This window comes from Candidatus Omnitrophota bacterium (assembly GCA_040755155.1).
Lineage (GTDB): Bacteria > Hinthialibacterota > Hinthialibacteria > Hinthialibacterales > Hinthialibacteraceae > JBFMBP01.
On the sequence record JBFMBP010000077.1, the window covers coordinates 1 to 16,830 of the forward strand.

The 16,830-nt window shown below is 49.6% G+C and carries 11 protein-coding genes; 7 read left to right on the top strand and 4 right to left on the bottom strand.

The window, feature by feature from the left end; genetic code table 11:
- Together AB1656_09975 and AB1656_09980 are read left to right on the top strand one after the other, a co-directional pair.
- Positions 1-199 (top strand): hypothetical protein (locus AB1656_09975; protein MEW6235702.1); only part of this gene is annotated, 199 nt, incomplete at its 5' end.
- Positions 200-700: 501 nt separating this feature from the next.
- A complete protein-coding gene (locus tag AB1656_09980; protein MEW6235703.1) occupies positions 701-1,090 on the top strand; it encodes a response regulator in 390 nt (129 codons plus the stop codon).
- Here AB1656_09980 and AB1656_09985 read toward each other — a convergent pair.
- The 3 genes from AB1656_09985 to AB1656_09995 all read right to left on the bottom strand — a co-directional run bounded on the left by AB1656_09985 (position 1,085) and on the right by AB1656_09995 (position 4,029).
- Entirely contained in the window at positions 1,085-2,326 is a 1,242-nt protein-coding gene (locus AB1656_09985; protein ID MEW6235704.1) for a uroporphyrinogen decarboxylase family protein, read from the bottom strand. The genes AB1656_09980 and AB1656_09985 overlap by 6 nt on opposite strands.
- A gap of 498 nt (positions 2,327-2,824) precedes the next feature.
- Positions 2,825-3,268 carry a hypothetical protein gene (locus tag AB1656_09990; protein ID MEW6235705.1) on the bottom strand — a complete coding sequence of 148 codons (444 nt, stop codon included), beginning with the start codon at positions 3,266-3,268 and terminating at the stop codon, positions 2,825-2,827.
- Positions 3,269-3,351: 83 nt separating this feature from the next.
- Positions 3,352-4,029 (bottom strand): endonuclease V, encoded by a 678-nt coding sequence (locus AB1656_09995; protein MEW6235706.1) that lies wholly within the window; start codon positions 4,027-4,029, stop codon positions 3,352-3,354.
- Between the two features lie 113 nt (positions 4,030-4,142).
- On the opposite strand from AB1656_09995, the gene mfd reads away from it, so the two are divergent.
- The 3 genes from mfd (at position 4,143) to AB1656_10010 (ending at position 10,842) form a co-directional block, all read left to right on the top strand.
- Positions 4,143-7,685: a transcription-repair coupling factor gene (gene mfd, locus AB1656_10000; GenBank protein ID MEW6235707.1), complete on the top strand. Its 3,543-nt coding sequence runs from the start codon at positions 4,143-4,145 to the stop codon at positions 7,683-7,685.
- Positions 7,686-7,979: 294 nt separating this feature from the next.
- A complete protein-coding gene (locus tag AB1656_10005; GenBank protein MEW6235708.1) occupies positions 7,980-9,401 on the top strand; it encodes a formylglycine-generating enzyme family protein in 1,422 nt (473 codons plus the stop codon).
- Positions 9,402-9,477: 76 nt separating this feature from the next.
- Complete coding sequence (locus tag AB1656_10010; GenBank protein MEW6235709.1) at positions 9,478-10,842, top strand: beta-agarase; 1,365 nt, start codon at positions 9,478-9,480, stop codon at positions 10,840-10,842.
- A gap of 45 nt (positions 10,843-10,887) precedes the next feature.
- On the opposite strand, the gene AB1656_10015 is transcribed toward AB1656_10010, so the two are convergent.
- A complete protein-coding gene (locus AB1656_10015; GenBank protein ID MEW6235710.1) occupies positions 10,888-13,266 on the bottom strand; it encodes a beta-L-arabinofuranosidase domain-containing protein in 2,379 nt (792 codons plus the stop codon).
- Between the two features lie 252 nt (positions 13,267-13,518).
- Between AB1656_10015 and AB1656_10020 the strand changes: the two genes are divergently transcribed.
- Together AB1656_10020 and AB1656_10025 are read left to right on the top strand one after the other, a co-directional pair.
- Entirely contained in the window at positions 13,519-14,988 is a 1,470-nt protein-coding gene (locus tag AB1656_10020) for a hypothetical protein (protein MEW6235711.1), read from the top strand.
- A gap of 280 nt (positions 14,989-15,268) precedes the next feature.
- On the top strand, positions 15,269-16,561 hold the full coding sequence (locus AB1656_10025; protein ID MEW6235712.1) for a glycosyltransferase family 87 protein: 1,293 nt from the start codon (positions 15,269-15,271) through the stop codon (positions 16,559-16,561).
- Positions 16,562-16,830: the final 269 nt, after the last annotated feature.

Genomic DNA, 16,830 nt, shown 5'->3' on the forward strand with positions numbered 1-16,830 from the left:
TTTTCTCCACTCGTTTTCTTATGAATTTAGCCATTTTACAACAAATTTAATCCCTGGGATAGGAAAAGAGCGAAAGCAGGATTCAACAAGAAAAACGATTGATTTATTACTCAAAGAAATCATAAAAATCATGCAACGACGGAAAGCCGAAAACCCATCATTCTATCTCACTCCCGAAGGCGAGAGGATGGAATTGTGAAACAAGAGTAAATAATACCAATTGTTATTTATAAAGACAATCGTAAATTTAGATTGAATTAACGTTTCGTTACACTGATATTATATTAGCGCATTTTTTCACTTTTTAGTATTCCTTTTATGGTAAATGAACTATAATAAGTAGATGGGGAACTATTTATTAATAAAATGAAATGATCGTTTTTAAGGCGGATGGGTTTTAAATTCCATATTTTTCAATATCTTAAGAAGGATATTCATTTATCAATTTATCTTGCGTCCATGAAAATAGATATCATATCGCCACTGCTGTTATTTTTATAAGACATTGAATTTGTTATAATTATATAAAGAAAGGGTATCATTAATTTATCAATAATGGACTGATAATATTGATGCTATAAAGGAATAATTACACATTATATAATTTTGATTTTTGAATTTCCTTTTTCCAATTCAATGAGATAAGGTTGATTTTGAGACCTTTGTTCTGTGATTCGATAACAAGGAATGGAGGCTCGTAATGGAAAAAAACCAACTTATTCTTTTAGTTGAAGACGAAGAATGCGTTTTAGCCGTTATGAAATCCATGCTTCGTCATTTGAAATGCGATTATATCGAGGCCAAAACCGGGCATGAAGCGTTGCGTCAGATTTACGAACGGGAAGACGATATATCTCTCATCATTCTGGATTACAAACTTCCCGGAATGGATGGCATTCAATGCCTGCAACACATTCGGCGAGTATCGAAGAAGCCCGTTATTATGACGAGCGGCGAGAGCATCCCCCAAGAAGTAACAAAACATATTGGAGCGCAAGGATTTCTGGCGAAACCATTTTCCATCGGAAATATGGAAGACGAACTCATACGCCTCCTTCATAAAAAAGAGAAAGATTCGAAGCCGTTATGAATGAAATTCCTTGACGGCTTCGAATAACGCGGCGATGTTTTCAGGAGGCGCATCGGGAAGAATATTGTGTTCCGCGCAAAATACGAAGCCGCCGCCCGGCGAAAAGATCGCCAGGCGCCGTTTTACGTGTTCTTTCACTTCGTTCGGCGCGCCTCGGCTCAAGACGCGCCGAATATCGCATCCCCCGCCCCAAAACGTTATGTCTTTGCCAAATTCCCGCTTCAAGCAATCCGGTTCCATGCGGCGGCAGGAAGCCTGCACGGGATTGACGATCTCCAATCCGGCGTCGATAAGGTCGGGAATCAAAGCGTATATGGAGCCGCAGGAATGCAGAAACGTATGCATCCGGCTGTTCCGCTTCACATAATCGTACAATCGAGCATGACGCGGCTTAAATAATTTCCGATACGTCGATGGGGCCATGAACGGCCCTTCGTTCGTCCCCAGATCGTCGCCGAAGCGGATGATATCGGCAATATCGCCCACGGCGGCGCAAACCTTTTCCAGGGTATTTAAGTGGATTTCCATAAGAGCGTCGAGCAAGGCTTCCACTTTAGCGGTTTCCGCCGCCAGATCCATGAGGAAATTGTCCATGCGCCGCAAGAAAGTTCCCCATTCGAATAGATTGCAGCCGCAAACGATCATCAGCGCCCGTTCGGAGTTTTCGTGCAGTGCGAGCGCCTTTTCTCTCAATTTTTCCCAAAAACCGGTTTCGCCCGCCCGATCCCACGGACTATGCGCCAGCGCCGCCCATGATACTTTTCCCATCGCTTCCGGCAAACGCCGAAAATCGCCGGGATAGCCGTCAATATAGGGAAAACAAGTCTGGTCGAAAAATGCCGCGCCAGCGGGCATGGAGGCGATGCGGGTTCCATCCGCCGTCAGCACATCCCGCCGTTCGCCGGGCTGCGTCGAGGGGGAGAACCAACGGGGAAAGTCCGCTTCGCTTCCATCCGGCAGCGTCGCGGGACGCCAATCCTCGTCATTAGAGTTAAAAGCGCGGCCGATGTCGATGGCGTCGATTTCAAATCGGTCCAGCGCCCAATCCTCCGGTTCCGCCAACTGCTGAACTACGTCATATACTCTTGTACGTCCTTGCTGTACGCCAAGATGTTTTTTGAGCCGGTTGTAAGCGATGGCGGAAATGCCGGAGCTGGGCGTCGATCCCAAATCCACGGGGACTCGATCCGGCTGGCGATGAGCGACGCTGGCGAGAATGCGTTCTTTTCCATTCATAGCGGATATCTTAATCGTACCCAATCACAAGTAATTTTTGATTCTTCACCGATTTATATGGGTGAAAAGTATGAATCGGCCTAGCCACTATTTCATTTTTTACTTGATTTTTCTACTTCTTGAATTCTCTCGATAATAGTCTGCTTCGTAGAATTGTTCAATGAATCTAAAAACAGTGATAAGTGACAAGTGACAAGTAACGAGTGATAAGTAAAATAAATTAAGCGAGTTACGAAATACTTTCCGCTCACCTTTTGGGTGATAAGGATGTTATTACGCATCATTATTAAAAACAAGGATTAATAATCTCATACAAATTGCCAACTGATGTTTTTAGGTTAATTCTGGGAAAACAAAAAAACTCGCAAAATCCTTCAAGTCTGAGTAAGACCGGTTAGAATGAACTTCTAACTGTCGAATTATTCTATAAACCGCATAAATAAAAAACGCCAGCCGTTCCGCTGGCGTTCGAATATAAAAAACTTTTGGCGCAATTCATTAAGCCATTACATTCAACGACTGGCCTGGAGCTAAGTCTTGCGTAGGCGTATAGGCTGGCGGCGCAGGCGGGGCGGGTTGCGTCGGCTGTTGTTCGGCGGTTACGTTGTTTTGTGCGGCTCTAGGCGCAGGCCGGGAATACGTCGCGCCGGTTGGTCCTTGCGCGTTGTTCATGTTCCGAGCCAATCCTGGCTGCGTAGGCGCATTCGCCGCCGTACCGGGACCCGTTGTCAATGCGCGAACAGCTTGTTGGCTGATTTGCACTTGATCCAGCCCATTGGTTTGGTTAAATGAAGGAGCAGCCGTTTGATTCCTTGCCGGAGTTTGGGGCGTAGTAAAAGGATTGGTTGGAGCCGTTGGAGCGGTAGGCCTTCTTGGTTGAATGCCTTGCATCTGGGTTGGATTCGTCGGTATTGCCGTTTGGTTCGTAGGTCCGTTTACCATGATAGGAACCTCGCATATATTAAATTAATGAATGAATGATAACATAAATAATATCAAAAAGCAAATACTATTTTTACCTTTTTTTATCTTTGCGATGATTCGTATTCCCTCTTCCTAATTTCATTGACAAAGCGATGCGCTTCCCGAATAGGTTCCGGCAGACGGCATTGGCGGCAAAGATGGAGAATCAACTGGGTTGATCGTTCGAAATCTATTCTATGTCCTGGACTTATAAACAAAGGTTTTACATGGTTTCTCGTTCGGACGACCTCGCCGATTTTATCGCCGTTCAATAGTAAATCGCTTTTGCCGCCGCGTTCTAATCCCGGCTCGGCATATTCGCCAACCAGGCGGCTTTTGGCGCAGCCAACCGTAATCAATCCCGATTCCACGCCGATATGGCTGGCTAGTCCTGCACGCCGGGGATGAGCGATTCCCTGACCGTCGCACACTAAAACTTGTGGAAGAGCCTTCAGCCGTTCAAGGCAAGTCTTGACTAAAGGCCATTCACGGAACGCCAAAAAACCGGGGATATAGGGAAAGGCTAACTCTTCCTCCGCCCATACTCTCTCGATCAATTCCAAATTCGGATAAGTCATAACCACAACGGCGGCATAACCTATTTTAGAAAAACGGCCGCAAGATATATCCGCCGCTCCCACAGTCTGCAGCTGATCGAAGGGCGGGAGAGCGTTATGGAGATCGACGCGGCGGGCGATCTCTTCCTGCTTCTCGCGTAAGGATGGAATATCCTGTTTCATTTCATCTTTTCTCAAGGATGGATATTGTTCATTTCGTTTATAGTGGATATCTTAATCTAAAGCGTTTTTTTAAATATGGTTCGCAATCCGTTGGATAGAATTGCCGCAATTCCATGAAACTAAAATCCGAAGTCTCCCCTTTCCTGCTCGATTCCTTATTGCATGAGATCGTTTCCCGCGGCGAATTCGTCCAAGCCTTCGACATTGTGCGGCGCGGCGGCCAGGTCTATTGCGGGCAGGCGGTGGGTTCGTCCAAGGCGTTGTTGACCATCCAACTAGCGGCGGCGGCGCAAGCGCCGGTCGTCGCCATCACGCCGGATCAGAGCGGCGCTTATCTCATGCTGGACGATGTGGAATTTTTTCAACGTGGACGGGAAGCAAAAATTCCGGTCTTCGTCTACCCTCACCTGGAAATTCTCCCTTACGAATCCCAGGCGCCGGAATTGGCCATTGGCATGGAGCGCCTAGCCCCCATCCAATATTACTTGGAGCATTACTCCAACGCGCCGGATGCTGCCAGCCCGATGATCGTCATTGCGCCCGTTTCCGCCGTTCTTAAGCGCCTGCCGCCTTTGACCCAATACGAACGCCAAGCCCTGCGCTTGCAAAGCGGCAAGGAGATTAGCCGCGACGCCATCGCCGCCTGGCTGGCGGCTCAGGGCTACGAGTTTCGCGATTTGGTGGCGCAACGCGGCGATTTTTCCATTCGCGGCGATATCGTCGATATCTACTCTTTCTCCTATCCCGATCCCGTGCGCATCGAATTATGGGGTGACGAAATCGACTCCATCCGCCTCTTCGACATCTCCACCCAACGCTCTAAAACGACCGTCAAGGAAGCTGTTTTTTACGCCAGCAACGAAGATTCGTTAATCCGGGAAGCATTAGCAGACGGAATAAGGCTGCCTAGCCTGCCATCGCTGTTGGGACCGCGCTGCGCCGTGGTCTTAGCAGGAGAAGACGAAGTAGAGAAGGAAGGAGAGAAGTTCGTTTCTCTCATTGATAAACGTTATAGAGAAATAACTACTCGCTCAGACGACGAACATGAATTGTTATTGGGCGAGGAAGATTTCCATAAACATCAACAAGCCATTTTGGAACCTCCGGAGACGCTTTATTTCAATTATGGCGAATGGGAAAACGAATTCGGCGCGCGTCCGCTGCTCTCGCTTACGGAATTCGCGCTGGATCCTGGTCCTCAGCGGATCAACTTGGGCTTCGCTACGCCAGAAATTTTCGGCGAAGACAAAAAGGAGCGCATCGCCAGTCTCATCCGCCTCACTACGGCGGGCAGCCGGGTTTTGATTGTCTGCGACAACAGCGGCCAACAAAGCCGCCTGGAAGAAATCTTCGAAACTCACCGTAAAGAGAACAACCTTCCCCCCGGCGCCGCTTTCCCGCAAACCGTCGTCGGCGAACTCCATCGCGGCTTCGCTTCCGCCGTTCCCAATATTCTTCTATGCGCCGACCGCGAGATTTTCGGGCGTTACCATCGGTTTAAGACTCCCGCCCGCGAGGGCATCGCCATGCCCATCGCCGACCTTATGGATTTGAAGCCGGGAGAATTCGTCGTGCATATCGATCACGGCATCGGGCGCTTCACCGCCATCCGGCGCATGACAAACGACGGCGTCGAGGGCGAATTTCTGGAACTTGAATATGCAGACAACGGCGTTCTCTACGTCCCCATCGATCAGGTGGACAAAGTCGGTCACTACGTCGGCGGCGAAAACGCCCAGCCCGCGCTATCGAAACTAGGAACGAAAAACTGGGAGCGCGCCAAGGCCCGCGCCCGGCAGGCGATCGAAGATATGGCGGAAGAGTTGCTTGAACTCTACGCCACCCGCCGCATCCGCAAAGGCCACTCCTTCGCTCAGGATACTCCCTGGCAGCACGAGTTCGAGGCGTCCTTTCTTTACGAAGAAACCGCCGACCAATGGCGGGCGATCGAAGAGGTCAAGCGCGATATGGAGAACGGCGAGCCGATGGACCGCCTCATCTGCGGCGACGTAGGCTTCGGCAAAACGGAAGTGGCCATCCGCGCCGCTTTCAAAGCCGTCATGGACGGCAAACAGGTCGCCATCCTCACGCCTACGACGATCCTCTGCCAACAGCATTACAACACCTTCAAGGATCGTCTCGCAGAGTATCCCGTGCGCGTGGAAATGCTCTCGCGCTTTCTCTCCAGCGGAGAGCAAAAAATCGTCGTCGAGGATGTCAAGAATAACGAAGTCGATATCTGTATCGGAACCCATCGCTTGCTATCCAAAGACATTCAATTCAGCGATCTGGGATTAGTCATCATTGATGAAGAACAGCGCTTTGGCGTCAAACATAAGGAGCGGCTGCGCCAAATCCGCAAACTGGTGGATACGCTCACCCTGACGGCGACGCCCATCCCGCGCACTCTCTACATGTCCATCTCTGGCATCCGCAACATGAGTATGGTCAGCACGCCGCCCAAAAACCGTCTGCCCATAGAAACCTACATCATGGAATGGTCTCCGGACGTGATCGAGAACGCCATCCTACGCGAACTGTCCCGCGATGGCCAGGTGTACTTCGTCCACAACCGCGTGGAATCGATTCTGCAAGTCGCCAATTACGTGCAGGAGATCGTTCCCCAGGCGCGCATTTGCGTCGGTCACGGACAGATGGCCGAGCGCGAACTGGAGACGATCATGATGCGTTTCATCCGGCGCGATTACGACATCCTCGTCGCCACCAGCATCATCGAGAACGGCCTCGACATTCCCAACGTCAATACTATCATTATCAACAAGGCCGATCATTTCGGCCTTTCCCAGCTCTACCAACTGCGCGGGCGCGTAGGACGCGACCGCCATCGCGCCTATTGCTACCTGCTCGTGCCCAGCAAGAAAGCGCTAACGCCCATCGCCCGCCGCCGCCTGCTGGCGCTTCAGGAGCACAACCAACTCGGTTCGGGATTCCACCTCGCCATGCGCGATATGGAACTGCGCGGCATCGGCAATATTCTAGGACGCCAACAGCATGGGCATATCGCCGCCATCGGCTTCGATCTCTATACCAAATTGCTCGCCGATACGGTTCATTCCCTGAAAAGAAATAAGAACATCCCCTTAGAATGGGAAACGACGCTGGAAATTGTCCCCAAAGGCTCCATCCCGCCCAATTACGTCGAAAGCAGCAAACAGCGCATGTCCCTGCACCAGCGTATTGCCAAAATCAAGACCTTCGAAGAAATCGAAAGTCTTAAGGAAGAACTATCGGATATTTACGGTAAGATCCCAGCCGAAGTGGAGCGCTTGCTCTATGGCGTAAATATCCGCGTCCGCGCCCATCAGGCGGGCATGGATATCGTTAGCCTGCGGCGCAATAAAGGCTATCTGCGCTACCACCTGAGCCAGGCGGAACGTTTCAATCCCATGCGTATTTTGGAAATGGATGGGTGGGAAGGTTTGAAACTGCTGGTAACTACAAAGGGCGACAATGTCGCCATCGAATTTCAAGATCCGCAAAACCGCGGATTCCTGGCGGACAAAGCGATTCCGCTCATCGACGCGCTGGAAGCCAAAGAAGCCCCCGTCTTCCAAAAGCCAACGCCCCCGCCTCCTCCACCGCCGCCCAAGAAAAAAATCCTCTCAAAAGCGCCGGGGAGAAAACGGTTTTATTGATATTCCGATTTGATAACTTATATTACGCAGCCATTCCTATCACCCCATCAGTTGGGTTCAGAAACTTCAAGAACCGATCCCCATCCCCTGGTTGGATAACCGTCTCGTGCAGATCAAATTTTCTGCTTAATCGGCCTCCTGCCCCTAAAAATTCTTGGATTAATTATGATGGTTGGGGATGACGTGAAAATCGGTGTTGAATAATTAAAATAAATATAATAAAAATTGTTGTCGTTACGCTATATCAATGATATATAAATTCATAAATAAAATATCTACTTTGGGGGGCAAGAAATGGATAACAGAAATAAAATTATTGTAGAACTCAGCGCCATCGTTTTCTTATTCGCGCAGATAGCCTTCTCTCAAACCGTAATATTCGATTTTTCCGGCAAAACTAAAGAAGAAAACAAAATTTCCATCCGTGAAGTCGGATTCGGAATGCTTCCCTTGGCCGATGTTTCTTTTGGCAAAATTCCGACCGACGCCGATGATCCCAGCGCGACGGATGGGCGGGGCGTGATCGTAACCGCTGATCCCGGTGAAGGGGCTATGATCTATTTTCCTCCCGTTATTACGACGCATCCCGTGCTGATTCGTTGCTATGTCCGAACAACCAATTCCGACTCCTCCGTTTATCTCGCGTCCATCGATCTGGGAAAAAATGTCTTTGTCTCTACTATGACTCCGAACTATGGCCGATTTTTCGAGAATAAATATCAGCGATTGTCTTTTCTCGTTACGTCTTCTTCGCATATAGGCATCCAACCGATCCTGCAGACCGCGGATTTTACCGAACCGGATGTTCTTACGGCGTATGTCGATAACGTTGAAATCATTATTTTGGAATCAGGAAAGTATTACAGCGAAGTTTTTATCAATGGCGGCAATATCGATCCATATAGCGTCTCCGCCGATGAATGCCCCTCGATTCCAACTCAACAAACGCCTACGCCGGTTCCCATTTCCACCTATAATCTTCCTCAAGAAATTACTATCGATATTCCCAACCTGCCAGCGGACGCAACGCCTCTCGAAATGGTCTTGATTCCCGCCGGTTCATTTGTCATGGGAAGCCCGGAAACGGAAATCGACCGCGATGAAGACGAGATGCAACATCCGGCGACCATCACGAAACCTTTCCATCTTGGAAAATATGAAATCACCAATGCGCAATGGAATTCAATGCTCAATATAAAGGAGTTGCTTCCTGCAGGAAATAGAAATTTGCCTAAAGTCAATATTACTTGGGACGACAGTTTAGCTTTTATACAACAACTCAATCTTACAAAGCAAGGATCGTTTCGCCTGCCAACCGAAGCCGAATGGGAATACGCCTGCCGCGCCGGAACGACAACAAGCTACTATTGGGGAGACAACGCCAATGACAATGAAGAATTAAATCGCAAATACGCCGTATATTCATGCGACGGAGGAGGATGCGAATCGAAAAAAGCGGGTTCAAAATTGTCTAATCCATTCGGACTTTATGACATGAGTGGAAATGTATCGGAGTGGTGCTTGAACTGGTATTATCCTTATCCTAATGCCTTGGAAGAGAATCCTTTTGGACCTCCTATCGGCGAAAGTCACGCTGCGAGAGGCGGATTTTTTTTCGGATATTCATACCAAATGCGCAGCGCCAATCGCGATTTTTATAAACCTGATAATGCTTCCGCTATTGTTGGTTTTCGAATTCTAAAAGAAGTGGAATAACAAACAATGATAATATGGCGGAGTGGCAAGGGCAAGGTTTTTTCTGCTCTTGAGTATTTCAACATAGGAGCAAGTTATGTTCAAGCGATTCATCCATATTAGTTTAGCGCTGCACTTTATAACCGGAATCGCATCGACGCAAATGGAAAATGAGGATTACGATCAATACGGCGGCTGGAAAGCTATACATTCGGTTGCGACAGGCCATTTCTACGTCAAAGAAATAGACGGCGTTTGGTGGATGATCGATCCCGAAGGCAACGCCATTCTTTCTATCGGCGTGAATTATATCAACAGTCAAGGCGATTATTCGCCGGTTACGGAGAATTCGCCTTTTCAGGAGTATGTGAGTGAAAAATATAATCAACATTTTGATGTTTGGTACGAAGAGACGGCGAAACGATTGCAAGAATGGAATTTCAATACGGCGGGAGCATGGTCGAATGAATTTTATTTACATAAGCTGCCAATCTCTTTTACCGATTCCTTTGAGGATAACGATGGAAATAGAACCAACGATTGGTACTATGGCATCCCTTTGAACATTTTCAACTATTCCGGTTATGTAAACAGGTTAGCATTTTCCTTTGCAAAATTATATAATAATAATCCTTATTGCATTGGCATTTTTTCCCACAACGAACTCCGTTGGGGGCCGGATTGGCGCAGCAATCGATCCCTTTTGCTCGATTTTCTAGTATACAATCCCGACGATCGAAAGGGATTCGACGCCGCCGTGCAATTTGTCAAAGAGAAGTATAAAACCATTGACGAATTGAACTGGCAATGGGGAATCCAAGCGAGAACCTTCAATACCATCTCTTACGATACGGCGCGTTTCCCTCCTTCAGAATCGCGCGCGGAAGCAGAAGAGGAATTCTTGACCTTTTATGCGGAAACCTATTTTCAAACTTTCCGGGATGCTTTCACCCAACACAATTTACAGCAATTATATCTCGGCAATCGCTTTGCAGGCGATATTCCCGCGCCCGTTTTGAAAGTCGTCGGCAAATACGTCGATATCGTATGTCTTAATACTTATGAACTTGCGCCCCCCATCGATCAGTTGGAAGAGATTCACCGGACAACCGGCCGTCCGATCATGATTACGGAATTCTCGTTTCGCGCTAGGGATTCGGGATTGCCCAATACGATAGGCCCGGGTACTCTCTTAGCGACTCAGGCGGATCGCGCTAGCCATTATCGATCTTTCGTCCAACAAATTTTATCCTTGCCGTATATGGTAGGCTATCATTGGTATCAATATATGGATCAACCTTATGAAGGCCGCTTTGACGGACAAAACAGCAATTACGGCTTGGTTACCATTCACGACGAGCCTTGGCAAGAGTTAGTAGACGCCGCTAAAGACGTAAATCGAAAAGCCATGGAAATTCATGCCGCATCCAAGTCGGCCGTCCCTTCTTGGCCGGAGTTTTAAAATAGGCTCTCACACAAGATGCGCTCCGCTATCTTTCAAAAAACCTTATTCCAAAACGCTCCATTCCAATATGCCGCCGCTATAGTCCTTTAGCAATTCCACCTCCACGCGCAGGGAGGTGGTCGTTACGGCGTCGAAATCCGCATGGTTGAATTGATGGAGCGCCGTTCCATATTCCGAAACGCCAGCAATCGGCTTCCAATCCTTTCCGTCTTTGTAGAGCAATTTCCACGATTGCGGAACGCGGCAGCCGCCCTTGTCGCGGTCGTCGAACCAGTAGATTTGTACCGACGATACAGTCTGGGATTTGGGAAAATCATACTGCGCCCATTCTGTCGTACCCTTGCGATCCCGCCAGGTGAAGCGCGGGATGGATGCGTCGTTCGAACTTTTGGATTCGATTCGGTCGTTCAGCGCGTCAAGGTTCGCGCCTTCTCGCGAAGAAGAGGCGCGGCTTTGCGAGGCGATAGTGGGGAATGGCGTTAAAGCGGGAATTTCCGGCAGCCACATCGCCATCGCGCCCGCCTTGCGATTGTCCCAGGCGTAATAGGGAATGGCGGTAAACGGAACCTTCTTCCAATCGGCGGCGGGACGATAGAGTTTCCCCTTCCATTCTTCCTCGCTGCGCATCGCAGCCTCGCCCTCGATAACAACGACGCCGCCGAGCAAGTCCGGACGACGATTAGCGGTCACTTGCGCATCGCGCGGCAATGCCAGTTTAAATACGTCGGCGGCATTGTCGATTTCTTCCAGGCAATAGACCATCGGGCCGCGTTGCAAGGCAAGACGCCCAACATCCTCTTTCACGAAGGGATGGGCTTCAACGCGCTGGATGGGCATGGGCAAATCCAGTTGAATCGCATCGCCCCGTTGCCAGCGGCGTTCGATGCGGGCGTAGCCGTTATTCATAACATAATCCGCTTTGCGGCCATTGACGCGCAAGCTCGCGCCCTGGCGCCAGCCGGGGATTCTCAAATTCATGGCGAATTCCGCTGGTTCTTCGGGATCGACGTTGACGCGGACGGCTCCATCCCAGGGATATTCCGTCGATTGAGACAACGTCAAGAGAACGCCGTTGAGGGAAAAACGGGATTGGCTGCAGATATATAAATTGATATACGCCCCATCCTGCCCGGCGGCGTAAATATACTCGCCGATTTTAGGGATAAAACGCGCGACGTTCGGCGGACAACAGGCGCAACCGAACCAATATTGCCGATGCTGATGGCTGTCGGCGACTTTGCCGCCGCTGGGATCGAATTTTTCCGGTCCATGACTGGCCAGGGGATTGCGATAGAAAAATTTGTCTCCATCGAGAGAAACGCCGGACAATAAGCCGTTATAGAGCGATTGTTCGAAGACATCCATGTACTTGGCGTCCCCGTAAAGCCAATTCAGCCGGGCATTGAAGAAAGCCAAGGCGATGGCGGCGCAAGTCTCGGAATAGGCGTCCTCATTGGGCAAATCGTAACCGCCGGAAAAACCCTCGCCGTGTCCGGAAACGCCGATGCCGCCGGTGATGTACATTTTGTGCGTCGTCATATCTGTCCAGACGCCATCCATCGCCTTGAAATAGCCCTTATCGCCCGTAATCGCCGCCAAATCGGCGACGCCGCTGAAGAGATACATGGCGCGCACGGCGTGTCCGAATACGTGCATTTGCTCGCGCACGGGAATATGATCCTGAGCGTATTTCCCATATAGTTCCCGTCCATCGGCGCGTCCGCGCTCGTCCACGAAAAACTGCGCCAGTTGCAAATAACGCTCGGCGCCCGTCAGACGATAGAGTTTTACCAGCGCCAGTTCGATCTCTTCATGGCCGGGAACGCCATGACGCTTATCCGGGCCGAAGATGGATTCGATGAGATCGGCGTACTTAATGGCGACGTCGAGCAGCGTCCGCTTGCCCGTCGCCTGATAATGGGCAACGGCAGCTTCGATCAGATGCCCGGCGCAATAGAGTTCGTGCATGTCTTTCAGGTTGGACCAGCGCTCCTTCGGCTTTACCAGGGTGTAGTAGCAATTAAGGTAGCCATCTTTCTGTTGGGCGGCGGCGATCGTGGCGATAATATCGTCCACTTTCTTATCCAGCGCGGGATCGAGATGATTGGCGAGAGAATAGGACGCCGCTTCCAGCGCCTTGTAGACGTCGGAATCATTGAAATAGATGCCTTCAAACTCGCCTTCCATCAGCCCCGCCGCTTTGGCGAAATTGCTGATGCGCCCGGTTTTTTCGCACCATTCCAAATTTTTGGGAATCGTTACCGTGCGGTTAATTTCCAAGCGCGGAGACCAGAAACCATCCTCGATTTTCACTTCGGTATAGGGTATAGGCGAGAGTTTTTGATAGGCCTTGTCCGCCGCGTTGGCCAATAGCAATGCAGAAAAAAAGATTGCGGCAAGAAATGGAATAACCCGGGTCATGAGGCATCCTCCAATCATGGACTTGATTGTCTTTAAGTACGATTATTCTCGATCAATCAAATCATAATTCAATATCCGGCGTCAAATTCCAGCGTTCATTCTATTTATTTTTTATGAAAAACGATTTCGTTTTCTTATGCGATATATACATCGCCTTTTTTCTGTGTATAATGGCGCCGTTCTGATTCGTAAGCGTAGTTTTCACCATAATTAAGCGGGTTTTCCCGCTTTTCGTAAAGGAGAAGAAAACTTATGAAAACTTCCTTTCGACGGGCCGCCTTTCCTCTAACTCTGGCTATTTTCCTGCTCATCGTATTCTTAAACCCGCAGCCGCTTCAAGGCGCCGTCCTTCAAGTGAAAAAAGACGGGACGGGAGACTATACCACCGTGCAAGCCGCTCTCGATGCGGCGAAATCGGGAGATACCGTTATCGTAAACGCTGGAACCTACACGGAAGACGTTAACATCGGCGATCTTAACGCTCCCTCCGTCAAGAAAGACAACGTTACGCTCAAAGCCGCCGAGGGCGCAACCGTGGAAATTATTTCCGCCAATACCAAATCCAGGGCGGGAGGTTTATTGCTGGCGGGCATCGACATTGGTCCCCAAGATATGGCGGGCTTCGTCGTCAACGGCGACGGCGTCGTCGTGGAAGGAATTCATTTCGTGCAGCCTGTCTCCAACGTGAGCGGCATCAACCGTAACGTGTGCGTAACCGTATGCAGTTCCAACGTCACGTTTCGCCGCTGCGAGATCGTCGGCCCCTCGACGGACGACGGACCAACGCAAAACTTTGGCGGCGACGTAGTGGGGCTGGCATTCGCCAGCGCGGACGTATACCGGATATCGCAAGGATTGAGCGCTCCCCCGACGAATCTCTTATTGGAAGACTGCAAAATTCATCACGCCGAATACGGCGTTGCCATCGAGGATTTTTTGAATATTGGCTATTCGGCGCTGGTGACGCTGAAGAATTGCGAAGTCTATTACAACCGCTATGGCGTGGAATCCAACGACGGCGGTTATCAATTGATCGACAGCCATTTCCATCATAATCTCATCGGAGTGCAATTTTCCGACGACGCCTCCGCTATCTCCCATTGCGTCATCGACTACAACCAGGAACATGGCGTGAATCTCAACGGCGGCGAAGGCGACGCCAACGAACCGCCGGAACATCCTAGTTTGAAAATCGACAACTGCGACATCGCCCATAACGGCGGCGATCAAAACCACTACGGAATCCGCGTCCGTTATGGAACTTTGGAAGTTGTCGATACGATTGTCCGCGATAACGCCGGCGCCAACGTTTTTTTCGAAGCCATCGATACAGGAGAAACCACCGCCAAGATCGATCGCTGCGATCTCTATAAATCGCTCCTCGGCATCGGCGTCAAGACGACGGATAGTCCTAAAAATATCATCAATGTTTCGATAACCAACTCCATCATCGTCGATGCTGACGGCATCGAAAACAACATGGAACCGCTGGCGGACTTCACTGTGGAGTATTGCGACATTTTCGTTACGGGCGATCAATTCATGGGGGAAATTATCAAACAAAGCAATATTCTGAAAGTCGATCCCGCATACGTTGACGCAGACGCGGGCGATTTCACTCTCAAGCCGAATTCGCCTGTCGCCGAAGCGGGAAAGAATAGCGGGCGCATGGGGTCCAAAGGCGTAGCGGCGCCTATTAACGACTGGATGGTTCTTGAGTAGATTATGATCCTATGTTTTTTTGCAGAATGGCGGCGGATTGGATGAGCTCATTCAATCCGCTTTTTGATTTTTCTTCTCTCGGCGCATTTAACCAACTTAAGGGATAACGCCGCAATAGTATTTTCCGCGGCATCCCAAAAAACATCCGAGGAATCCGAGATTCAATAATTTTGCGCTATTCGCGCCTTTTCGCGCTTTCTCATTGTAAAAATTCAGCCATACTAAGCATCTAGCCTTACTGCTCATGAGAGATTCCTTGATATTGGATCGAAGACAAGCAATGGATCGGGACCAACAGCGCGTTATTGGAATACTATTATTGATCGTTGGAGCTGTTTTTTATTTTCACTCTTCCGTCTATCAATCCTATTACTCCCATCGCAACGATTTCGCCCATCTCTATTTGGGCGGCTATATAGCGGATCGGGGCGGGAATTTTTTTGATTTCAACTTGATTTGGAACGCCAAGAATTATTTGCATATCCCTACTGGCCTCAATCCGTTCGTCTATCCTCCCTTCTTCGCAATTTTACTCATTCCGCTGAGCCATTTCTCCTATAATAACGCCTGGACGCTCTTTTTCGTTCTCAGTCACGCAGCGTATTTTTTCTCTCTCGCTCTCATCGTGCGCAGCTTCCGCCGCGAAGAGGAATCAGCCTGGCTTTGGTGGGGAGGATTGATGGCCTTGTCCGCCTGCTTCATTCCACTGCCCAAAACCTATTCCGCCGGACAGATGAATACGTTCATGCTGTTGATCCTTAGCGGCGGATGGTTTTTATGGCAAAGAAAGCGCGAGGCGGCGGCGGGCGCCGTCATCGGCTTGGGAGCGGCAATCAAAATCACGCCCGCTATTCTATTGCTCTATTTTCTTTGGAAAGGCCGCTGGCGGGCGGCGGCGGGCGGATTCGTAGTCATCGGCTTATCGATTATTATTTCCTATTCCTGTTTCGGCGCAGAAATCCATCGATCCTTTCTGCGCGAAGCGCGGCAGATGTCTTACGGCTCTTCCACGTGGTCTAACCTGCCACCGCCGTATGATCGCTTCAACCAGCATTACCACGTAGAACCACACAACCAGGCGCCGTCCGCCCTCTGGCATCGCCTTCTGACCAACAATCCCTCTACGCAAGGAGCCGCCAACTCGCCCCGGACGGCGAAGGCGTTTTCCTATCTGACGGCGCTGGCGATTCTGGCCGCGTTGGCTTGGGGAAATAAGTTAGGCTCCGGCGAATGCCGGATCGAAGAATACAGTTTATGGATTCTGGGAATGCTGCTATTGCCCAGCTTGTTATGGGATCACTATCTCGCGCAAGCGATTTTGCCCATCGCGGCGGCCTGGCGTTTGGCGTTGGATGGACGGTCGCGCGGCCTCGTTCTTCTGGGCCTATCCATCGCCATCATGGCGATTCCCTTTCTGCACGACCATCCGCTCTACAAGGAAGGGTGGATGACGCTTTTCATGTCCTTAAAACTTTTCGCGCTGTTGCTGCTGGGCATTTATTTTTTCTTGAACTTGCCAAATCGAAACGCCAAGGGAAAATTTCCCTGCGACGAATATCCTGACTTCGAATAGATAAAATAACTCATGTTACGCGCGATGAGTAATTAAAGGAATCTCTTATTCTCGTCGTTCGAATCACGAAAACATAAAAGGAAAAAGAAAAACACGAAAAAAATGGTTGACGCAAAGGATCGCGCCGAATGAAAGATTTTTCCGTGATATCCAAAAGAATCCGTGAAATCCGCGATTCGAATATTTCGTGGAATTCGAGTTATTTCGTGTTTTCGTGATTCAAAAACGTAACTGATATAAAGTCCATTCGCCGCTCTTGGATGGTTTTT